The organism is Pseudomonas sp. FIP_A4 (genome assembly GCF_036701605.1).
In the GTDB taxonomy this organism is placed as follows: Bacteria; Pseudomonadota; Gammaproteobacteria; order Pseudomonadales; family Pseudomonadaceae; genus Stutzerimonas; species Stutzerimonas phenolilytica.
In genome coordinates this window covers 14,724-37,136 of sequence record NZ_JAYDXP010000107.1, presented here as the reverse complement: position 1 = coordinate 37,136, position 22,413 = coordinate 14,724, and the positions used below count along the sequence as shown (strand labels likewise).

The 22,413-nt window shown below is 54.5% G+C and carries 19 protein-coding genes; 17 read left to right on the top strand and 2 right to left on the bottom strand.

Annotation, left to right across the window (positions count from 1 at the left end; all coding sequences use genetic code 11):
• Window positions 1-16 precede the first annotated feature (16 nt).
• The gene (locus U8L64_RS02385) at window positions 17-796 is read right to left on the bottom strand and encodes an IclR family transcriptional regulator (protein WP_333393698.1); all 780 of its coding nucleotides are present in this window, start codon (window positions 794-796) and stop codon (window positions 17-19) included.
• 98 nt (window positions 797-894) lie between these two features.
• On the opposite strand from U8L64_RS02385, the gene hmgA reads away from it, so the two are divergent.
• Window positions 895-2,199 (top strand): homogentisate 1,2-dioxygenase, encoded by a 1,305-nt coding sequence (hmgA, locus tag U8L64_RS02380; RefSeq protein ID WP_333393696.1) that lies wholly within the window; start codon window positions 895-897, stop codon window positions 2,197-2,199.
• Window position 2,200: 1 nt separating this feature from the next.
• Complete coding sequence (gene fahA / locus U8L64_RS02375; RefSeq protein WP_333393694.1) at window positions 2,201-3,520, top strand: fumarylacetoacetase; 1,320 nt, start codon at window positions 2,201-2,203, stop codon at window positions 3,518-3,520.
• A gap of 85 nt (window positions 3,521-3,605) precedes the next feature.
• On the opposite strand, the gene U8L64_RS02370 is transcribed toward fahA, so the two are convergent.
• Window positions 3,606-4,283, bottom strand: coding sequence for a TIGR04211 family SH3 domain-containing protein (locus tag U8L64_RS02370; protein ID WP_333393692.1), 678 nt, complete (start codon window positions 4,281-4,283; stop codon window positions 3,606-3,608).
• Between the two features lie 402 nt (window positions 4,284-4,685).
• On the opposite strand from U8L64_RS02370, the gene ihfB reads away from it, so the two are divergent.
• From ihfB to U8L64_RS02295, 15 genes are all read left to right on the top strand, one after another.
• Window positions 4,686-4,970, top strand: a complete 285-nt coding sequence (gene ihfB / locus U8L64_RS02365; protein WP_003291410.1) for an integration host factor subunit beta — start codon at window positions 4,686-4,688, stop codon at window positions 4,968-4,970.
• A 150-nt stretch (window positions 4,971-5,120) separates the two neighbouring features.
• Window positions 5,121-6,389 (top strand): Wzz/FepE/Etk N-terminal domain-containing protein, encoded by a 1,269-nt coding sequence (locus tag U8L64_RS02360; RefSeq protein ID WP_333393689.1) that lies wholly within the window; start codon window positions 5,121-5,123, stop codon window positions 6,387-6,389.
• A gap of 292 nt (window positions 6,390-6,681) precedes the next feature.
• The gene (locus U8L64_RS02355; protein WP_333393797.1) at window positions 6,682-7,968 is read left to right on the top strand and encodes a GNVR domain-containing protein; all 1,287 of its coding nucleotides are present in this window, start codon (window positions 6,682-6,684) and stop codon (window positions 7,966-7,968) included.
• Between the two features lie 231 nt (window positions 7,969-8,199).
• Entirely contained in the window at window positions 8,200-9,696 is a 1,497-nt protein-coding gene (locus U8L64_RS02350) for an MBL fold metallo-hydrolase (protein WP_333393687.1), read from the top strand.
• 253 nt (window positions 9,697-9,949) lie between these two features.
• Window positions 9,950-11,482, top strand: a complete 1,533-nt coding sequence (locus U8L64_RS02345; RefSeq protein ID WP_333393685.1) for an MATE family efflux transporter — start codon at window positions 9,950-9,952, stop codon at window positions 11,480-11,482.
• Complete coding sequence (locus U8L64_RS02340) at window positions 11,479-12,852, top strand: Coenzyme F420 hydrogenase/dehydrogenase, beta subunit C-terminal domain (protein WP_333393683.1); 1,374 nt, start codon at window positions 11,479-11,481, stop codon at window positions 12,850-12,852. Before U8L64_RS02345 ends, U8L64_RS02340 begins: the two co-directional genes overlap by 4 nt.
• Complete coding sequence (locus U8L64_RS02335; RefSeq protein WP_333393681.1) at window positions 12,849-13,997, top strand: polysaccharide pyruvyl transferase family protein; 1,149 nt, start codon at window positions 12,849-12,851, stop codon at window positions 13,995-13,997. Before U8L64_RS02340 ends, U8L64_RS02335 begins: the two co-directional genes overlap by 4 nt.
• A 7-nt stretch (window positions 13,998-14,004) precedes the next feature.
• On the top strand, window positions 14,005-14,943 hold the full coding sequence (locus U8L64_RS02330; protein WP_333393679.1) for a glycosyltransferase family 2 protein: 939 nt from the start codon (window positions 14,005-14,007) through the stop codon (window positions 14,941-14,943).
• 301 nt (window positions 14,944-15,244) lie between these two features.
• The gene (locus U8L64_RS02325; protein ID WP_333393677.1) at window positions 15,245-16,291 is read left to right on the top strand and encodes an O-antigen ligase family protein; all 1,047 of its coding nucleotides are present in this window, start codon (window positions 15,245-15,247) and stop codon (window positions 16,289-16,291) included.
• A 41-nt stretch (window positions 16,292-16,332) separates the two neighbouring features.
• Window positions 16,333-17,382: a glycosyltransferase gene (locus tag U8L64_RS02320; protein WP_333393675.1), complete on the top strand. Its 1,050-nt coding sequence runs from the start codon at window positions 16,333-16,335 to the stop codon at window positions 17,380-17,382.
• Between the two features lie 14 nt (window positions 17,383-17,396).
• Window positions 17,397-18,662, top strand: a complete 1,266-nt coding sequence (gene tviB / locus U8L64_RS02315) for a Vi polysaccharide biosynthesis UDP-N-acetylglucosamine C-6 dehydrogenase TviB (RefSeq protein WP_333393673.1) — start codon at window positions 17,397-17,399, stop codon at window positions 18,660-18,662.
• Between the two features lie 2 nt (window positions 18,663-18,664).
• Window positions 18,665-19,687: an NAD-dependent epimerase/dehydratase family protein gene (locus U8L64_RS02310; protein WP_333393671.1), complete on the top strand. Its 1,023-nt coding sequence runs from the start codon at window positions 18,665-18,667 to the stop codon at window positions 19,685-19,687.
• A 10-nt stretch (window positions 19,688-19,697) separates the two neighbouring features.
• Window positions 19,698-20,837, top strand: a complete 1,140-nt coding sequence (locus U8L64_RS02305; RefSeq protein WP_333393669.1) for a glycosyltransferase family 4 protein — start codon at window positions 19,698-19,700, stop codon at window positions 20,835-20,837.
• Window positions 20,830-21,789, top strand: a complete 960-nt coding sequence (locus U8L64_RS02300; protein ID WP_333393667.1) for a UDP-glucose 4-epimerase family protein — start codon at window positions 20,830-20,832, stop codon at window positions 21,787-21,789. Before U8L64_RS02305 ends, U8L64_RS02300 begins: the two co-directional genes overlap by 8 nt.
• 18 nt (window positions 21,790-21,807) lie before the next feature.
• Window positions 21,808-22,365 carry a sugar transferase gene (locus U8L64_RS02295; RefSeq protein ID WP_333393665.1) on the top strand — a complete coding sequence of 186 codons (558 nt, stop codon included), beginning with the start codon at window positions 21,808-21,810 and terminating at the stop codon, window positions 22,363-22,365.
• The last annotated feature ends 48 nt before the right edge of the window (window positions 22,366-22,413 follow it).

Sequence of the window (22,413 nt, the reverse complement as noted above, 5' to 3'; positions counted from 1 at the left end):
GCGCGGGGACTTCCCCTCAGAACGACGCGCCCATGCGTTCGCTGATTGCGCGTGCCGTTGCGAGCAGGCGCTGCGCCGCATCGCCATTCACTTCCGCCATGAAGCCTGGCGCCGTACCGACGACGGTGATTACCCCCGCCAGGCGCCGGTCGCCGCTGAACAACGGTGCCGACAGTGCATTGACGCCGGCCATCAACAGGCCGTGTACCGCTTGCACGTGGCGGTGCTGCAGCTCGCTCATCTGTTGCGTCAGAGCCGCGGAGGAGGGTGCCGCTGGCAGCTGCAGTTCCGCTTCGCGTAGCGGCGCTGTTTCCAGGTTCGGCAGGAAGGCGTTGAACACCAGGCCGGTGGACGAACCCAGCAGCGGCAGCACCGAACCGATCTGGGTCACCAGTGTGACGGCCCGTAGCGCCTGCTCGACGTGCACGACGGTCGGTCCGCAGTTGCCCCAGACGGCGAGGAAGCAGGTTTCGTTGAGATCATCGCGCAGCTGTGCCAGGTGCGGCGTCGCCAGGCGAACCACATCCAGCCGCCCGAGCGCGGCCAGCCCGACGAACAGCGCAGCGCGGCCCAGACCATAGTGATTGGTCTGGACATCCTGCTCGGCGAAACCGCTGGCGATCAACGCCTGCAGATAACGATGGACTTTGCTGGCCGGCATGCCGACGTGCTCGGCCAGGCGAGACAGCGAGGTCGCCGGCGCGAGTTCGGCCAGCGCGGTGAGGATATCGGTGCCGACCTCGGCGGCCTGTACTTTCTGGCGACGGGGCGCGGTGACGGCGTTGCGGTCTGGCATGCGAGGCGGTCCGGTGGCAAAGGCGCTGTTTATAGCTTGACGTCGTGGGGAGTTCAAATTACGTTTTGCGTAATCTAATTACAAAAAACGAGGTTGCCATGCGATCCCAGCCACAATCTGCAGCGCCTGCCGGCTATCTGTCCGGTTTCGGCAATCAATTCAGCAGCGAAGCCCTGCCCGGCGCGTTGCCGGTCGGGCAGAACTCGCCGCAGAAGGTGCCCTACCGGCTCTACACGGAGCTGTTGTCTGGCACCGCCTTCACCGTGCCACGCAGCGAAGCGCGCAGGACGTGGCTGTACCGCATGCGTCCGTCCGCCGCCCACGGTCCTTACCAACGCCTGGAACGACAGCTGGATGCCGGGTTGGGGGCGATCACGCCCAATCGCCTGCGCTGGAATCCGCAGCCCATTCCGGCCGTGCCAACCGATTTTCTCGACGGTCTGTCGTGCCTGGCGGCAAACGCCGAGGCCGATCAAACGAGCGGTGCGAGCCTGTATTGCTATGTGGCCAACCGCTCGATGCAGCGCGTGTTCTTCGATGCCGACGGCGAGTTGCTGATCGTCCCGCAGCAGGGGGCGCTGCGGCTGGTCACCGAACTCGGCGTGCTCGACGTCGCGCCGCTGGAAATCGCCGTGATTCCGCGCGGGATGCGTGTGCGTATCGAGTTGCTGGACGCGTCGGCGCGCGGCTATGTCTGCGAGAACCACGGCTGTGCGTTGCGCCTGCCGGAGCTCGGACCGATCGGCAGCAACGGTCTGGCCAATCCGCGCGACTTCCTCGCGCCCGTGGCGTGCTACGAGGAGCATGACGGGCCGGTTCAGCTGGTGCAGAAGTTTCTCGGCGAATTCTGGATGACCGAACTGGATCACTCGCCGCTAGACGTGGTCGCCTGGCATGGCAACAACGTGCCTTACAAATACGATCTGCGGCGTTTCAATACGATTGGCACGGTCAGCTTCGATCATCCCGATCCGTCGATCTTCACCGTGTTGACCTCGCCGAGCGCCGTTGCGGGCATGGCCAATATCGACTTCGTGATCTTCCCGCCGCGCTGGATGGTCGCCGAGCACACCTTCCGTCCACCGTGGTTCCATCGCAACCTGATGAACGAATTCATGGGCCTGATCGACGGCGCCTACGACGCCAAGGCCGATGGCTTCCTGCCCGGCGGCGCCTCGCTGCACAACTGCATGAGCGCGCACGGGCCGGATCGCACCTCTACGGAACAGGCGATCAATGCGGCACTCGAACCCCACAAGATCGATAACACCCTGGCGTTCATGTTCGAGACCGGTCAGGTACTGCGGCCTACGCGCCAGGCGCTGCGAAGCCCGCAGCTGCAGGCCGACTACGACAGCTGCTGGGCCGGCCTGGATAAAACTTTCGACATGCAGGGGAAATGACATGAGCGCACAGACAGAGCTACGCAGCTGGGTCGAATCGGCCAACGGCCACCCGGACTTTCCACTCGCCAACCTGCCGTTGGGTGTGTTCAGCCTGGGCGGCGACGAGCCGCGAGGCGGTGTGGCCATCGGTGATTACATCTTCGATCTGGCCGCGGCCTGCGATGCGGGACTGTTCGTGGGAGCGGCACTGGAGGCGGCGCGGAGCGCGGCGGGCAGCAGCCTCAACGCGTTCTTCGCGCGCGGTGCCTCGGCGCGCATGGGATTGCGCACCGGCTTGTGCGAGTTGCTTGGTGAGCACAGCGTGCAACGTACGCGACTGCAGGCGATGGGCGAGACGCTGCTCAAGCCCATGAGCCAGTGCCGATTGCACTTGCCGGCGAGAGTCGGCGACTACACCGATTTCTACGTGGGCATTCATCACGCCAACAACGTCGGCAAACTGTTCCGTCCGGACAATCCGTTGCTGCCGAACTACAAGTACGTACCCATCGGCTATCACGGGCGCGCGTCGACCATTGACGTATCGGGAACGCCCGTTCGGCGGCCCAACGGCCAGACCCTGCCGGCGGGCGCGAGCGAGCCCGTCTTCGGCGCGAGCAAGCGGCTCGACTACGAGCTGGAGCTGGGAATCTGGATCGGACCGGGTAATGCGCGTGGCGAGGCGATTCCGATCGGCGAAGCGGCCGCGCACGTGGCTGGCTTCTGCCTGCTGAACGACTGGTCGGCGCGCGATCTGCAGGCCTGGGAATATCAGCCGCTGGGGCCGTTCCTGTCCAAGAGCTTCGCCACCAGCGTGTCGCCGTGGGTGGTGCTGCCGGAGGCGCTGGCGCCGTTCCGCTGCGCACAACCGCCGCGCCCGGCCGGCGACCCGCAACCGCTGCCTTATCTGTTCGATGAGCAGGACCAGCAACTGGGCGCGCTGGACATCGAGCTCGAGGTGCTGCTGCTCACCGAGGCCATGCGCGCGCAGGGCCTGCCAGCCCAGCGCATTGCCCTGAGCAGCACGCAGAACATGTACTGGACCGTGGCGCAGATGGTCGCGCACCACAGCGTCAATGGCTGCAGCCTGCAGCCGGGTGACCTGTTCGGTTCCGGCACGCTGTCGGGGCCGAGCGCCGACAGCTGTGGCAGCCTGCTGGAAGTCACCGAAGGCGGCAAACGTGCGCTGGAGCTGCCCAGTGGCGAGACGCGTACCTTCCTCGAAGACGGCGACGAGATCATCCTCAAGGCGCGCTGCCGCCGCGAGGGATATCCATCGATCGGCTTCGGCGAATGCCGTGGGCGCGTGCTGCCGGCGAGCGCGGCGGCAACGCGCTAGATCAGCGAAGCAAGGGCAGGGCGATGAACCTGCCCGAGTCAGCAGCCCGTGCCTCGCATGCAATGAGAGGCACGGGGCGCTGGTATCAGAACCAGCGGTCGTTGCGTTTACGCCCGCGCGTCATCGCCGGCAGGATCAGGCCCAGCAACAGGCCGGCACCGGCGATGCTGCCGCCGTAGACCATGTAGCGCATCAGCACCTGCTTGTTCTCATCGCCCAGCCGCGCCTGTGCTTCGCGCAGCTCGGACTGGCTCTGGCTCAGCGCGCTGTCGAGTTGCTGGCGGCGCGCCTCCAGCTCATCGATCAGCGTCTTGCGCGCATCCAGCGTCTCCTGCATTCCCTGCACGCGGGCCTTCCAGTTGTCATCGATGGTGCGCAACTGTTCATCCAGCTCGGCTACGCGCTGTTCCAGCTGCGGTACCCGTTCGGCGTGGCCAGGCACGTTTTGCAACTCGCGGGTGGGAATCCACACGGTGTCGCCATTCTCGCTGCGGACCTGGCTGAAATCGCCCTTGCTGGTGATCAACTCCACCGGCTGCCCCGACTGCAGCGTGCCAACGATGCGATACCCCTCGGTCGGACCGCTGCGCACATAGGTGCTCAGCGTGTCGCTCACCCAGCGCTGCGAGTCGCTGGCTTGCTGTGCGTGTGCCGGTGCGCTGGCAAACCAGGCCCCGAAGATGCAGACACCCAGGGTGCGATACAGGGGCAGGCGCGCAGTGCGCGCGCGAAGGGATACAGAACGGTAACGAGATATGAGCATGCAGGTGTTCAACATATATAAGGAGAAGACAAAGGCCCCGATGACCGGGCCGGTGAGCGAGTAGACGGTGCAGCGATTGGCTGCCGGCACGCCGCCGGGGCGGTCCGAGAGCGGGTAGAGGGGCGGCAAAGATGCGTCTGCGCAGATGTGGTTCTGCCGCGCCGTCCGGGTAGTCCGTCAGGGGACAGACAGTTCGCGGTAACCCGAGTTCCCCGGCAGCGGAAGCTGAATCATGCCGTTCGAGAGCGCGTCGGCATGCTCCAAAGATCCACTCAATCGCGTACGCGCCATACAAAGAACGCCGCTGCCCGTCAATCCCGTTGGGCTGTTCAAAGTCTGAACAACATGCTACAAACGACCGCAACCCGAATCATCTAGCCGCTTGAAAACGAAGGGAAAACCATGACCAAGTCGGAGTTGATCGAGCGTATCGTCACCCAGCAGGGGATGCTTTCTTCGAAGGATGTCGAACTGGCCATCAAGACCATGCTCGAGCAGATGGCACAGGCGCTGGCCACTGGCGACCGCATCGAGATTCGCGGTTTCGGCAGCTTCTCCCTCCACTACCGCGCCCCTCGCGTCGGTCGAAATCCCAAGACCGGCCAGTCCGTCAGCCTCGACGGAAAATTCGTTCCGCATTTCAAGCCTGGGAAAGAGTTGCGGGATCGGGTGAATGAGGAGGAGTGACGTTTCGAAGGCGCAGTCTGTGGGTTTTTTGTGAGGCACATCACGTTTTTCGGAAAAATGCGCTAATTCCCTATAACGTAAGGAACTTTTTGTCGCTATCCCGTACGAATCCCGCTCCGATTGCTTTACAGCCCACAACAAGGAAACCGGATGATCGTGCAGCCCCAGCCTTTGGCAAATGATGAAATTGATCTGGTTGAACTATTTCGTGCGCTCTGGCGACAACGCCTCCTTATCGTTGGCGTGACGTTCGCCGCAACCCTGATCGCGGCCGCCTACGCTTTTCTTGCAACTCCGTACTACCAAACCAAAACCTACCTTCGTCCTGTTCCGCAGAGTACGCTCGATCAGCTCAACGAGACTGGTATCTACAAGCTCACGCCCGAGGAAGCGCTCAGCAGGGTGGCGAGTGGGCTTTCATCCTACGACAAACGTCTGGACTATTTTCTTAGCAACCAGGAGCTGTTCCAGGCGATTGAGCCGAAGAGTGATTCTGCGGAGCAAGCCTTCGCTGATTTCAATGAGCAGGCGTTTGAGATGCTTCACCCGGATCCCAAGAAGACCGAGAACCGCAGTGCCTATGTGGGGCTGAAACTTACTTATCCTAAGGGTATGGAGGGTTCGACGATCGTGAACGGTTTCGTTGACTACGTACTCGAACTTGAGCGTAAGGAAATCGCCGAGGATCTGGAAAGTCTGATCGCCAACCGCCTGGCGAGCCTCGATATGAACATGGAGGCGCAACGAGCGAACTACTCTGCCTCCAAAGAGGCGAAGATTGCGACATTGCTCGAAGACGCAGCTCTGAAGCGCGCTCAACTTCAAGACGAACTCGCAGCATTGCGCGCAGAGTTGAAGACGCGCAGGAACAACCGTATCCAAGAGCTGAACGAGGCGATAACCATTGCCGACTCCCTGGGCATTCGTACTCCAACGAGTCCGTCAGCCATGGCTGCGTCGGCACGTTCTGGTACTCAGGTCATCCGCACCGAAGTGACCAATCAGGAAGCGCCACTTTACTTCCTGGGTACCGAAGCGCTTACGGCGGAACGCGATGCGTTGAAGAATCGCACGTCCGACGATTTTGTTGAGCCGCGCATCGCGGAAATCCAGTCGGAGCTGACGCTGCTTGAGAACAACCGCGAAGTGGAGATTTTGAAGGCGCGCGAAGGAGAGGACCTTTACTTGACCAACCTTGCGCAGCTCAGAGAAGAAGCCTCTCGGCTGAAGGGCATCAAGCTCGACACCGAGCGATTGCGCCTTGTTCGCTTGGATCAGCCTGCCCTGCAATCGCTCAACCCGATCAAGCCGAAAAAGGCACTGATTTTGGCGCTCGGTCTGGTACTTGGTGCAATGCTGGGTGTCTTCGTGGCATTGGTACGCAGCCTAATGAATCGTGATCGTGCGTATTCGATGTAATTGCGTTGAAGTTTGAAGGCGGTTAGGAGCAACTACCGCCTTTGTCTGTTTTCTCTTTTTTGATTGGCTGCGATGGCCTACGTTGCTTAAAGCTGCGCTCAATGGCATTCCTTGCGTTTGGTCAATGCAGCCTTCTACTGTGCGGATTAGGGCCTCTTTGCGACGCCAAGTAGCGCTTGCATTAAATCTGTGTAGTGGCAAAATGCTGTCCGTCAAAGTTGACGTGCTTCTCATTTTTGCTGCTCAGCCGAAGTCCGGTTGGCAGACCTCTCTGCTCAAAATGGAATTTGACGTGAACGCCGTTACGCCTCCGCAACATCTCGCCTCTGTCGTTAACGATGAAATCGACCTGATTCAACTGGCGCACGCTCTTTGGCGTCAGAAAGCATTGATCATAGCGATAGCAGCGCTGGTGGGCCTGATAGGACTTGCATACGCGTTGCTCGCTACGCGTTACTACACGGTCCAAAGCGTTCTACGGCCCGCAGCCATCAAAGACCTCGATGAGCTCAATCACCTGGGTATTTACAAACTCTCACCCAAGCAAGCAATGGCGCAGGTGGGCGCCGCGCTAGATTCCTACGAAAATCGCCTGAGCTTCTTCCGTAACAATGAGCCGCTATTCGCTTTGCTCGCCCAGCCCGGTCGCAGTCTCGAGCAGACCTTTGAAAGCTTCAACGATGAAGCATTCAAGCTTCTACAGCCCGACGCCAAAAAGGGCGAAAGCACGACCACGCCTTTCGTTGGAATCCAGCTGACCTATCCGGATGGCATCGACGGCGTGAAAGTCGTTAACGAGTTCGTGCAGCACTCCATCAACAGCGTCCGCCAGGAAATCGCTGCGGATCTGGATATTCTCATCGGCAATCGACTCAATCAGCTTGATAGGAAGATCGCCGCTGCACGCGCCAGCTATGAAGCGGGTAAGGAAATCAAGATCGCCAAACTCAGCGAGGCCGATGCCCTTAAGCGTGCACAGCTCAACGATGAACTGGCAGCCCTGCGTCAACAGCTCAAGACACGTCGCAACAATCGCATCAATCAGTTGAATGAGGCGATTCGTATCGCCAACTCGTTGGGAATCAGCAAACCCACCACGCCTTCATCCCTGGGCGCCGCTGAGGTCGCCACACAGGGCAGCGTGATCCGCACCGAAGTCAACAACCAGCAGATCCCGCTGTATTTCATGGGTACCGATGCCCTGGAAGCCGAGCGCAAGGCCCTGCTTGCCCGCCGATCGGACGACTTCACCGAGCCGCGCATTGCGCAGATTGCCCGCGAGCTCAAGCTGCTTGAGCACAACCGACAGATCGAAGTGCTCAACAGCCGGGAAAACGAAGACCTATTCCTGAAAGACCTTGCCGGCTGGCGTGAAGAGGCTGCGCGCCTGCGTGCCCTGAAGTTCGATACGGCATCGCTAAAATTGGTGTCCATCGACCAACAGGCAGTCGAGCCGAGTGCGCCGATCAAGCCCAGGAAGGCGTTGATCGTCGCGCTCGCATTGGTGCTGGGCGGTATGCTCGGATTATTTGTGGCACTGGTGCGTCATATGGCCCAAGGCCATCGCGCAACGGCCTAATATCCGCCGATCAGAATCACCGCTTCGTTGCTCCCGCTTTGTTGCAATGTGCATATCGGGTGCGCCAGGTTAGGCGGTAGCGTGCCCATCCGATGTGCTCGTTCAAGGACTGACCATGCACCGTTATATCCATTCACTGCAGCGCCCTGTTTTTTTCCGTCATCGGCCGCACCAGCCGGGCGGCGATGAGCGGCAGGCCGGCGAAGGAACGGCGACGGTAAAGGAGCGACCATGTGCTATCCAACCATCGAGTATCACGGCGCCAGCGAAGGTGTGACCGGCTCCTGCCATCAACTGCATATGGACGCGACTAGCAGCCTGCTGATCGACTGCGGCCTGTTCCAGGGCAACGAAGCGCCGGCCGCCGGTCGGGTAAGGGCAGGGCAGCCGGCCATCGAGTTCGACCTGGCTACCGTCAGGGCGCTGGTCGTCACCCATGTGCGCATCGACCACGTCGGCAGGATTCCCCAGCTGCTGGCCGCCGGTTTCAAGGGACCGATCCTTTGCAGCGAACCCTCGGCCAAGCTACTGCCCATCGTTCTCAAAGACGCCTTCAAGCTCGGCATCAGCCGTGACCAGAACACGTTGGAGCGCTACATCCAGTTGCTGGAACGGCGCCTGCAACCGTTGCCGTACGGGCAACGGTTCACGCTGCTGGCGACCGACCCGCTGAACGTGCGCATCCGCCTGCAGCGCGCCGGGCATATCCTGGGGTCGGCTTATGTGGAAATCGACCTGAGCTACCCGGCAACCGGCGACAACAAGCGCATCGTCTTCTCCGGCGGCCTTGGCGCTCCCAATGCGCCGTTGTTGCTGCCGCCCCAGCCTCCCGAGCGAGCCGACATCCTCGTGCTGGAAAGCACCTACGGCGACCGCCTGCACGAAGACCGCGCCAGCCGCCGCCAGCGCCTCGAGGCCGTCATCGAGCATGCCCTGCGCGACCAGGGCACCGTGCTGATCCCGGCCTTCAGCATCGGCCGCACCCAGGAGTTGCTCTACGAGCTGGAAGACATCATTCATATCAAGCTCACCGGCCCTACACCCCATCCTGTAGGAGCGAGTTCGCTCGCGAACAGCCCCCATGCCACCGGTGAGGCTGTGTCACCCACCAACTGGCCGCAACTGCCCATCATCCTCGACTCTCTGTTGGCCAGCCGCTTCACCACGGCCTACCGCAGCCTGCAACCCTACTGGAACCAGGAAGCCCGCGAGCGCGCCGAAGCAGGGCGCAACCCGCTGGCGTTCGACAACCTGATCAAGATCGACAACCACGCCGACCACATCGCCGTGGTCAACTACCTCACCCAAAGCGCACGCCCGGCCATCGTCATCGCCGGCAACGGCATGTGCGCAGGCGGGCGCATTGTCAATTACCTCAAGGCCATGCTGCACGACCCCAAGCACGACGTACTATTCGTCGGTTACCAGGCCAAGGGCACGCCGGGTCACGCCATCCAGCAATATGGCCCGAAAGGCGGCTACGTGGAGTTGGACGGCGAGCGTTTCGACATTCGCGCGAATGTCACTAGCATTGGTGGTTATTCGGCACATGCGGATCAGCAGGGGTTGGTGGAATTTGTGATTGGGATGCAGGAAGGGCCGGGGGAGATACGGGTGGTGCATGGGGAGCAGAGGGCTAAGGAGGCGTTGGCCGCTCAACTGCACGCAAGCTATCAACAGAAAGGCTGGCCAGGAGTGAAGATCACATTTGACAGGGACGAAACATGAGATATCAGGGGAGAAGCGATATGCACCTCACCCATCCAGTTACCCGCAGCGCATTTACGCAAGCCACAGAGAATTACATGCCTCAAAGTATCAAAGCAGTCATACCGGTCGCTGGCCTGGCACCCGTATGCTGCCCGCCAGTAAAGCCATCCCCAAGGAAATGCTCACCCTGGACGACAGCTAATGATTCATTGGTAGTAAACGATTGCACCGCTGTAGACAGCCTATTCAGTTTCAGAGTAGCCAACGTCCAATGCTAGAGAGTAACCACAAACGCATCCTGCGCAACACCGGCATGCTCTACATCCGCATGCTGCTGGCGATGGTGGTTGGCCTGTACACCACGCGCGTGCTGTTGAATGTGCTGGGTGTAGAAGACTTCGGTATCTACTTTGTCGTCGCCGGATTTGTCGCCTTGCTCGGCTTTATGCAAGGCGCGCTGACCACAGCCACCCAGCGCTACTTCGCCTTCGACCTAGGCCAGAACAGCGGTCACAACCTGCGCGGCCTTTTCAACACCAGCCTGCAGGTCCATGCACTGTTGGCCGTTTGTATTGTCATGCTCGCCGAAACTGCAGGCTACTGGTTTGTCAGTACCCGGCTCAACATCCCCGAGGGCAGGTTGGTTGCCGCACTCTTGGCTTATCACCTGTCAGTCGCCAGCTTTGCCGTAACAGTAATGACAGTGCCCTTGACTGCCATGCTCATGGCCAACGAGCGTATGGGCCTGTTCGCCCTGATGAGCATGGCTGATCTCCTGCTTAAACTGGCTGCCGTTCTGCTCTTGCCCTATCTGGTCTACGACCACCTCAGCATGTACGCCGCCTTGTTGCTGGTTGTGTCCCTGCTCACCCTCAGCGGTTACCTGTTGATCAATCGTGCCATCTTTCCCGGAGTGCGTTTGCAGCGGGGCTTTGACAAAAAGAGCTTTCACAGCATGCTCGGATTTACCGCCTGGAACACCTGGGGCAATCTCGCAGCAGCTCTGTCCGAACACGGTAACAACGTCTTGCTCAATATCTTCTTTGGCCCAGCGGTTAACGCCGGGCGTAGTATTGCAACCCAGGCCAATGGAGCGCTAAACCAATTCGTCACCAACGTACAGGCTGCAATTAATCCGCAAATCGTCAAACTATATGCTAGTGGCGAGCGTGAGCAAATGCATAAACTGGCATTGCGGGCGGCCAAATACAATTTTTTTATTCTGCTGGTTTTGGCGATGCCGGTTCTGTTAAATCCTGATAAGCTGCTGCGCCTCTGGCTAGTTGAGGTGCCGCCCTATGCAGCAGTGTTTCTGCAGCTGACCATTGTTGCCTCATTGATCAATTCAGTTTCAGGCCCGCTGATGACCTCTGCTCAGGCTACCGGCCATATACGGCTGTATCACAGCGTGGTAGGCGGGATTCTATTACTGAACGTGCCATTAAACTACCTACTTCTTTCATGCGGATTGCCGCCAGAAACCCTGCTGGCGGTCACAATCGCTCTTGCCGTAGTCGCATTGGTTGCGCGCCTATACATTATTACGCCCCTGATCGGCCTGCCAGTCGGCTTGTTTCTGTCGCGTGTAGTTGGCAAGGCGACCCTGGTAGCACTTGTTGCGGGAATCTTTGCGATCTTGACTCAAGCAGCATCAAGCGGTTCGCTATTGATATTGTTTTCTAATTTGATTACGGCAATGGCCGTGACCCTTATAGCTATATGGATGCTTGGTCTAGATAAGTCTGAAAGACAATATATCGTCAGCCTTTTAAAATCATTGAAAGCCCGGACCCCGTTGATATGAACTTGATAAAGCCTCTTGTTCTGACCAAGGTAGTCGAAAATGATCTGTGTGTCGGCTGTGGTGCATGTGTACAAGCCTGTCCGAGCAAGGCGCTGGGAGTTAACTGGAACGACTACGGCTTTTTGGTTGCAACCAGCACCGATAAAGTCTGCGATGGTGCAGGTGCTTGCGTCCAGGTATGCCCCTTCAACCCGGAGCCTGGCCCCTACTATAAAAACGAAGATGCCTTAGCTGCTACATTTCTGAGTGAATCGCCCAACCAACACCAAAAAATTGGACGCTACAATGCCCTCTATGTAGGTTATTCAAATAAACACCGAGACACTTCTTCATCAGGTGGTATTGCTACATTTGTTTATGAAAAGCTTTTTGATAAAAGGCTGATCAGTCATGTAGTGACCGTTGGAGAGTCGAAGTCTGCTGACGCTCACTACCAATACAATATTGTAAGTAAAAAAGACGAGCTGCTAAGTATCTCCAAAACACGCTATCACCCGGTAACGCTTGTAACTGCGCTAGAAACCATAAGACAACTGGAAGGCAGGGTAGCCATCAGCGGTATTGGCTGCTTCATTAAAGCCATCAGGCTGGCTCAAGATAAAGACCCTGTACTAAAAGAAAAGATTGCCTTTACAGTCGGCATTATCTGTGGAGGATTAAAAAGTAAATTTTTCACCGATTATCTTGCAAGTAGTGCGGGTGCCACGCTAAACGATTTTTCTAAGCCAGAATACCGTGTAAAAGACCCCGCAAGCACAGCGGCGAATTACGGCTTCAGTTGTACCGACAACCCTAGCAACACCATCAAGTTAATAAAAATGCGCGAAGTAGGTGATATGTGGGGTAGCGGTTTATTCAAGGCTAATGCTTGTGACTTCTGTGATGATGTCACGACCGAGCTGGCTGATATCTCGCTGGGTGACGCCTGGCTGCCGCCCTATGACCAAGATGGCAAGGGGCACAACGTGGTTGTCAGTCGTAGTCTGGTAGCCGAGCAGATATTGCAGTCGGGGCAGGCAAGCGGTGAACTTGAGCTCAAGAGCCTATCACAGGAGCGCTTTATTGCCTCCCAGCAAGGCAGCTTCAACCACCGGCATGATGGTATGAGTGCCCGCATAGACATGGCAAAGCGCGCCGGTGCTGTTACCCCTCCTAAGCGTGTTGGCAGAAACACATTGCCCCTATACCTGAAATTGATTCAGAGGGCTCGCAGGCGCACACGAACACTCAGCCTTGAAGTGTGGGCCGAATACCCGAATGCGCGGGAATTTAATCAACGCATGAAGCAAGAACTATTAAAATTGAGGCTGATTACCAAGGTTTCTCACCTTGTACGCAAAGCCAAAACACTAACCGGAGCCAAGGCATGAAAATCGCAATCATGACCCAGCCTTTGGGTAAAAATTACGGCGGTATTATGCAGGCTTGGGCCTTACAGAAGGTGCTCAAGAATGCAGGGCATGATCCTGTGACAATCGACCGCCAACCCGATGCGAAAAGCCCAGCCTATTATACGGCTCGTTTCGGCTACCGTGCCCTGCAACAACTGTTGGGCAAGCGAAAGGCGCCGATCAGCTTTGAGCGTTATTTACCGCTTATTTTGCAGCAGACAAATAGATTTATTGAACAGTATCTAAAGATGTCTGAGCTGCTGGACAGCACTGCGAAACTAAGCAAACATTTTGAAAGCGAGCAGTACGATGCGGTAATCGTTGGCAGTGACCAGACTTGGCGGCCATGCTATTCGCCAAATATTGGAAATTTCTTTCTTGATTTTTTACAAGGAAATAATATTAGGCGCATTGCTTATGCAACTTCGTTTGGAGTGGATAAATGGGAGTTCTCCGAAGAAGAAACACGGCGCTGCACCCGGTTAGTTAAGCACTTCGAAGCAGTCAGTGTGCGTGAAAGTTCAGGGGTTGACCTATGCAAAAAACATTTAGATGTTGATGCTTTTCACGTTCTAGATCCAACATTGTTACTAGGGAGGCGGCACTATGAAACCCTCTATAGGGTAGCAGATGTTCCGGCTAAGCAGGGGATATGTACTTATGTCCTTGATGAAGATAAATGGAAGAGTCGAGTTGTCGATGCAGTCAAAAGTATTTTGAAAGAAGATGAATATCGCAACCAGCCAAAAGCCAGTTTAACAGATCTAGCGTCTAGCAAAGATTTTCGTGATTATATAATGCCCAGTCTGGAAAGTTGGGTTCGAGGTTTTTCTGATGCAAGTTTTGTGGTTACTGACTCGTTTCATGGAACTGTTTTTTCCATTATATTTAATAAGCCATTTATTACTTTGGTTAACCCGAATCGGGGAGCCTCACGACTCTACTCCTTGCTCTCTGACTTAGGACTAGGTGAAAGAGCGATGGAGCAATTTGACGAAGATAAAATAATAAAATTGCTGGGCGGGGGGATTGACTTTCGAGAAGCAAATGAGAGGCTAGAGTTTCTAAAAAGACGATCCGCGTCTTTTTTAGAGAATTCACTTGGCTCGAAGATAGAGTTATAGGCGAAATATGATTTCGATAGTTTTGCCAATATATAATGTGTCTCAGTATATTGAAAGGTGCTTGACGTCTTGTGTTAATCAGACTTGCGGTGATATTGAGATTGTTGCAGTTGATGATTGCGGCAAAGATGATTCTATTTTAAAGGTGGAGCGTTTCGCTGAGAAAGACGGAAGAATAAAGATTGTTAAGAATAAAAAAAATATGGGTACCTATCACGCGCGGCGCATTGGTGTTGAAAATGCTGGTGGAGAATACATTCTCTTTCTTGATCCGGACGATGAGTTAAAGCTTAATGCCATCGAAGAAATATTAAAGTGTTTGTCGGTTAACCCCGATTTAATTTTCTATGGCGTGCAAAATAGTCCTCCGAAGCGATTATGGCAGAGCGTGCCTGTTGTTCCAGTTTTTTTGGAACGTTCCGATTATATTAGTGATATAAATAAAATTTTATCGTGTAAGGGGCTCCAGTTTGGCACGGCGGGAAAAGTTATGCGTCGTGACATATTGTTAAAAAGCTATGCGCTGTTGAATATTGAGGTTTCACGTAGGTTGATTTTTGCAGAAGATGTATTGCTCTTTTCAGCTGTGCTTGTAGTAATGAAGAAATGTGCCAGTCTAAAAGATCGACTCTATGTGTACCATGCGAATAAATCTTCTGTATCCTCTGTTGTTAATCATCATGGGTTATTGGAGAATGTTGAGCAAATAGAGTTTGTCATTAAGGCGATAGAAAATATTCCTATCTCAAGTGTTTCTGATGGCATGGTGAGGAGTTCGCTCATCAGGGCGTTGGAAGTAGATAGATTTAGAATTAGAATCAAGGCTGGCCTGCCTTTTTTTGATGCGTTTGCCGGGTATGTTTCCATTATTTTACGAACCAAGTCTTTCAAAGATATATCTAGGCTGCTTTTGTTTGTGACTTCTTTTGGGGGGAAAAGAGCTTAATGGTTTTAAGGTGTGGCGCTTGCGTAATGATTAAATTAAAAAACATTGAATCGTTTCAATTGATTGCTATTTTTTTCGCGGCGCGCGATAGCGTACAACGCCTGTCCTTTCCGATATGGTACTACCCCATGTCCATACCGAGCTCAGCGTTGAATGTCCATCGTTATAACCATATTGCCGCATTGCGCTCAGCACCAGCAGTCGCCAAATCTAAAAATCTAAACTCTTAAACTCCATGGCTAGTTTTTTCTATTTGCTAACTCCCTTCTCTTACCTTGAGCTCTCAGGGTTCAGAATTATTTTGCTTCAAATCTTCATTGGTGCACTCGTCGCTATTTGTATTTTTTACAAGGCGCCTAAAGTTCCCTTAAACTCAAGTCTTCTAGCGCTTGCTTTCCTTGTGATTATTGGTTTTCTTTATGCAATGTCTGGCGGCTACTACGAGAGCCTCTTTTCGTTGATTGCCTTTGCTCTATTGGTGTTTTTTTCTTTTTATATTGCAAGCAATAATTTGCTCGCTATTGAAAGGATAAAAAACATTTATGTTTTTTGTTGTGTTTTTGTGGCGGGCGGTCTTTTTTTTCAGGTGATATTGCATAATTTTCTTGATGTCATATTTTTTCGTCATGAGCTTTTTGGTGGAAGCAGGAACGCTTATAGCTTCATTTGGATGGATTATAGTTTTATCTCGTTGTTTGTTGTTAGCTGCATGCCGATTGTCTGGGGTTACAAGAATAAGCTGCTTTCCCTGTGTATAATTCCGTTTCTATTGTTTGCTTCGATAGCTACTTCAGCTAGAACGGGTATCGCAGCTGTGGTTTTGTTTCTTTTAGCCTTGCTTACGTGGGAGTGGGGTTTTTCACTGGTGAAGGGACGGGTTTCGTTCAGTCAAGTGTTATTGACTTTGTTTTTAATTGCTTTGCCTTTCATGGCTATGTATGCGCTGCCTGTCATCACCGGTCGTCAATTGAGCACTTCCTCATCAGGGCGGTTCGAAGATTTTGCCAAAGGGTTTCAGTTTTTTCTTGAACACCCTTGGTTTGGGTCTTTACTTAATAAAGAAATTTATGGTTCTATCGTTGGTGCTGTGCCGCATAATATTTTTATTTTCCCCTTGCTCATGGGGGGGGTTGTTTATTTTTTTGCCTTCATGCTTTTTTTAATATTGCTTATTAAGGATGTTAGATGTGCCGATTCTAGCATTTTGGCGTCTGTCTTAATCTGTTTTTTTGGCTTCCAGTTCATTCCTTCTTTTTTCTCCTCTTATTTTTTTGCAATTTTGTTGGGCGTGGCTATGGCTAGTGCTAAGTTGAATAATGCAAACTATTATAGGTTGATGGCCAAATAAGTATGTCTAGAAAAGTCCTGTTTACCATAACAGGCCTAGCCATGGGCGGTGCCGAAAACCAGGTGGTCAACCTGGCTGATGAGCTTGCCATCCGTGGCCACAAGGTCACCCTGGCTTACGTGCTGAAGCCTGCATTGGTATTACCCCGCAATGAGCAGGTTGAAGTCATTTGGCTCGGCGGTACCAAATCGCTGCTGGGCATGGCCAGTGCCTATATCAATCTTGCCAAACTAATTAAAAAATTTAAGCCCGATGTGGTACATAGTCATATGTTCCATGCCAATATTCTATCGCGGCTTGTGCGAGTGGTAAGCAAGGTGCCACGTCTAGTCTGTACGGCCCATAGTAATAATGAAGGTGGTAAGGCTCGTATGTTGACATACCGGCTGACTGATAGACTGGCCGATGAATTTACTAATGTCAGTCAGAGGGCTGTTTTGGCCTTTGAGCAGAAAAAAGCTGCCCCCGCAGGACGTATGCTCGCAGTTTTTAACGGCATTGATACGCAGCGTTTTAGCTTTAATCCGGAGGCACGGCAGCGGTTGCGCGCAGAACTGGATATTGACCAGAGCGAAGTTTTTATTTCCATTGGTCGCTTCCATGAGGCGAAAGACTATCCAAATTTGCTAGATGCTTTTGCATCGCTGGGTAACAGTCAGGCTGATATCCATTTACTAATCGTAGGTGATGGCGAGTTGCGATCTCAGATTGAGCAAGCAATTGATTCGCTCGGTTTGCAGTCGAAAATTACCCTGCTGGGCATTCGTAAGGATGTGCCAGAGCTGCTGTCCGCCGCTGATGTATTTGTGCTGTCTTCGGCTTGGGAGGGGTTCGGTTTGGTAGTTGCCGAGGCTATGGCCTGTGAACGTGTCGTCATAGCTACAAATAGTGGTGGGGTGGCAGAAGTGCTTGGCGGCAATGGCTTTTTGGTTGCCTCACGAGATATGGAGGCCTTGGCTGGAGCCATGCAGACAGCCTTGGATTTACCCGAGTCTGCAGCTAAACAGTACGGTGCCGAGTCCCGGCAGCATGTTATCGAAAATTTCAGCTTGGCCAGTGTGGTGGATCGCTGGCTGGAAATTTACAAATAGGATTTTGAAATAAGATGCATCTTAACCTCGCCATCATCGGTCTTGGCTACGTGGGCCTCCCCCTCGCCGTCGAATTCGGTAAAAAACGCCCTGTCGTCGGCTTCGACATCAATCCCAAGCGTATTGCCGAGCTGCAAGCTGGGCACGACTTCACTCTTGAAGTCAGCTCAGAAGAGCTGGTTGAGGCTGAGGGCCTGAGTTACACCGCCAGCCTCAATGATCTGCGCCAGTGCAACTGCTTTATCGTTACCGTGCCCACACCGATTGATGCCTACAAGCGTCCCGACCTAACGCCACTGATCAAGGCTAGTGAAAGCATCGGCCAAGTGCTGAAGAAGGGCGATATCGTTATTTACGAGTCTACGGTTTATCCCGGCGCCACCGAGGAAGATTGTGTGCCGGTGCTGGAACGGATGTCGGGCTTGAAGTTCAACCAAGATTTCTTCGCCGGTTACAGTCCTGAGCGTATCAACCCCGGTGACAAGCAGCACCGTGTACACAACATCATGAAGGTGACGTCCGGCTCCACGCCGGAAATTGCCGAGGTGGTGGACCAGCTGTACCGGGAAATCATTGTCGTCGGTACGCACAAGGCGGCATCGATCAAGGTGGCCGAGGCGGCCAAGGTGATTGAGAACACCCAGCGCGATGTCAATATTGCCCTGGTCAATGAGCTGGCCTTGATTTTCAACAAGATGGGCATTGATACCCAGGCGGTGCTGGAAGCAGCCGGGACCAAGTGGAACTTCCTGCCGTTTCGCCCTGGCCTTGTGGGCGGACACTGTATTGGCGTGGACCCCTATTACCTGACGCACAAAGCGCAGGCCATTGGTTACCACCCGGAGATAATTTTGGCCGGGCGGCGAATAAATGATGGCATGGGTGAATATGTGGTGAGCCAGCTGGTCAAGGCGATGGTTAAAGCTTCAATTGGGGTTTCTGCCGCCAAGGTACTGGTTATGGGCCTGACCTTCAAAGAGAATTGCCCGGACCTGCGCAACACCCGTGTGGTGGACATTGTGACCGAGCTGCAGGAGTACGGTGCTGAACCGGTGGTGTATGACCCCTGGGTGGATGCCGCCGAGGCGCAGCAGGAATACGGCATCACGCCGATCAGTGAGCCTCGGGCCGGCAGCTACGACGCCATCATCCTGGCTGTTGCACACGAGCAGTTCCGTACACTGGGCGCTGCCGAAATCCGCCGCCTGGGCAAAGGTAAGCATGTCCTGTACGACCTGAAGTACCTGCTGAACGCTGAAGAAAGCGATTTGAGACTCTGATCATGAATGCATATGACAAGCTATGTGCTTTGCTGCCGCTGCAACCCAAGACTTGGCTGATTACCGGCGTCGCTGGCTTTATTGGCTCCAATCTGTTGGAAACCTTGCTCAAGCTGGATCAGACGGTCGTAGGGGTGGATAACTTTGCTACCGGTCACCAGCACAATCTGGACGAGGTGCAGGGACTGGTAGCGCCGGGGCAGTGGGCGCGTTTTCACTTTATTGAAGGTGATATCCGTAACCTAGAGGATTGCCGCCGCGCCTGCGAGGGAGTGGATTATGTGCTGCACCAAGCAGCGCTCGGCTCGGTCCCCCGCTCCATCAATGACCCCATAACCACCGATGGCACCAATATTGGTGGTTTCCTTAATATGCTGGTTGCTGCCCGTGATGCCGGTGTTGGCAGCTTTACCTATGCGGCCAGCAGCTCCACCTATGGCGACCATCCGGCTCTGCCCAAAGTGGAAGAGAATATCGGCAAGCCTTTGTCACCTTATGCGGTGACCAAATATGTGAACGAACTCTATGCAGAGGTGTTTGCCAGGACTTACGGCTTCAAATGCATCGGTCTGCGCTATTTCAACGTGTTTGGTCCGCGGCAGGACCCGAATGGCGCCTATGCGGCGGTGATTCCCAAGTGGGCAGCGGCCATGATCAAGGGAGACGAGGTATTCATCAACGGCGATGGTGAGACCAGCCGCGATTTCTGTTTTATCGAGAACGCCGTGCAGGCCAACCTGCTCGCCGCTACGGCGGACGATGAAGCAAAGAACGAGGTTTATAATGTCGCCGTGGGCGGCCGCATGACGCTTAATGACCTTTTCCGTGCCTTACAGTCAGCACTTGCCGAAAACGGCAAGCGTTACGGCACGCAGCCGGTTTACCGTGACTTCCGTGCCGGTGACGTCCGTCATTCGCAGGCGGATGTTAGTAAAGCCGCTAGCAAGCTGGGTTATGCGCCAGAGTTCAGCATTCATAACGGTATTGCTAAGGCTATGCCTTGGTATATTGAAAACGTAAGATAGCCGAGCATAAATGAGCAGAAATAATAAAACGATTCTGTTCGTGGTGAATGCGCCGGAATTTTTTCTTTCGCACCGCCTTCCTTTGGCTATGGCCGTCAAAGAGGCGGGGTATAAAGTACATGTCGCATCAGCATATGGGCCGGCTATAGGGACCCTCAAAGCACTGGGTTATGAATGCCATATTATTCCCTTTGCTCGTAGCGGTCAGAATCTGCTCAATGAGCTGAAAACTCTGCTGCTGTTGCTACGGCTGTTTCGCAATATCAAGCCTGATTTGATACATCTGATTACCATCAAGCCTGTTTTGTATGGTGGCTTAGCAGCACGTATTGCTCGCATAGGCGCAGTAGTTTCGGCCGTTTCCGGGCTGGGTACGGTTTTTCTGGCAAATTCACTTGGAGCTAGGCTGCGCCGGTTACTTGTCATGCGACTATACACGGCGGCATTCAGACAGAAACGGCTAGCAGTGATTTTTCAGAATCCGGATGACCGAGACATTCTGTTGAATTTCTGTTGCCTGCGTGTCTCGGAGGTTCGCATGATTCGTGGGTCTGGCGTAGCTCTGAGAGATTATCCTTACCTGCCGGAGCCTGACGGAAAGCCGGTTGTGGTTATGGCGGCGCGCCTATTGAAAGACAAAGGTGTACTTGATTTTGTCGAGGCCGCCAAATTACTTAAGGGGCGCGGTATCGATGTACAGATGCGCCTCATTGGCTCTCTTGATCAAGGGAATCCGACCAGTATCACTCAGCAAGATCTGGACCGCTGGAAAAAAGATAACTCCATTGATGTGCTTGGGTTCCGCAAGGACATTGCTGAGCAATATGCCGCGTCCAACATTGTTTGCTTGCCTTCTTATCGCGAAGGATTGCCAAAAAGCCTAGTCGAAGCGGCAGCTTGTGGCCGAGCTGTCGTAACAACAGATGTGCCTGGCTGCCGTGACGCGATCATTCCAGATGTGACAGGCATACTTGTTCCTGTCAGAAACTCTCTTGCACTAGCGGATGCTATTAAAAAATTGATTGAGGATTCGGAAGCAAGGAAACGAATGGGGCTAGCTGGCAGGCTATTGGCGGAACAAACTTTTTCGATTGAAAAGATTGTCGAACAACATATGGCCATATATAAGGAGCTGCTGCCCGATGGCTGAGCGCTGTAAAGTTCTGGTTACTGGTGCTACAGGATTTATAGGGCGGGTGCTGATGCATGTGCTTGGATCAAGAGGTAAAGTTTGCTTAATTGGCGCAGCAAGGCGACAAGTATCAGAAGGAGTTAGCGAGTCTAATATTAAATGTGTTGGTAATTTGGACGCGCTTACAAACTGGTCACCGACAGTCATTGGTGTGGATGTAGTAATACATACAGCCGCCCGCGCTCACATCATGAAAGACGAGGTGGCTGATCCACTGGCTGAGTATCGTCGCGTTAATGTGGATGGCACGTTGAGTCTGGCGCGTCAGGCTGTGGCTGCTGGGGTTAAGCGTTTTATTTTCATCAGCTCGATCAAGGTGAATGGCGAGGCGACCGCCAACGGAAAGGCCTTTTGCGCGGATGATGAGCCTGCCCCGAAAGATGCCTATGGCTTGTCCAAGCTGGAGGCGGAGCAGGGCTTGATGAAGTTAGCGGCTGAAACAGGAATGGAGTTGGTGATTATCCGGCCTCCGCTGATATATGGCCCAGGTGTTAAAGGCAACTTCGCTAGCATGATCAAGCTGGTCGAGAAGGGGCTACCCTTGCCGCTCGGCGCCATTCACAACAAACGCTCCCTGGTCGGTATCGACAATCTGGTTGATCTGATCATCCGCTGCATCGATCATCCCGCCGCCGCCAATCAGGTATTCCTCGCGGGAGATGGCGAGGATCTTTCCACTACCGAGTTGCTGCGCGGCGTGGCCAAGGCAATGGGCAAGCCCGCACGGTTGATTCCCGTTCCGGCTGGCCTGCTTCAGTTTGGCGCTACCTTACTAGGGAAGAAGGCGATGGCCCAGCGGCTGCTCGGCTCGTTGCAGGTGGATATCAGCAGGACCTGTGAATTGTTGGACTGGAAACCGCCCTACACGGTGCAAGAAGGGCTCAGGCGTTGCTTCGAGCGTTCCAACTGATCTATTACCGGTGAAACCGTGATTCGACTCTTCGATTTTGTATTTTCGCTGGTGGGCTTGGTGGTTGGGTTCCCGGTGTTGCTCGTGCTGACAATCATTGGCTCGTTCGATACGGGCTCGCCGATTTTTCGCCAAGTGCGTGTGGGCCGCCATCAAAAGCCGTTTACGCTGGTCAAATTCCGCACGATGCGGGTGGATACGGCATCGGTTGCGACGCATCTGGCCAGTAGCGCGTCCATCACCCGCTTCGGCCATTTCCTGCGCAAAACCAAGCTGGATGAGCTGCCGCAACTCTGGAATGTGCTCAAGGGCGAGATGAGTCTGGTAGGGCCTCGGCCTGGGTTGTTCAATCAGGAAGAGCTAACTGCAGAGCGCGCCAGGCGAGATGTGTATGCGGTGCGCCCCGGGATTACCGGCTTGGCGCAGGTGAGCGAGATCGATATGTCCACGCCCGCGCTCTTGGCCGAGACTGATCAAAAGATGATCCAGAGCCTGACTGTCGTGGCCTATTTCAAGTACATCTTCATGACCGTGGCGGGTAAGGGTGCCGGCGATCGGATTGTGCACAAGGGCTGATTCATTCGCTCTACGTGGGTGTATGTGTTGCCTGCAGAATGCTGCTCG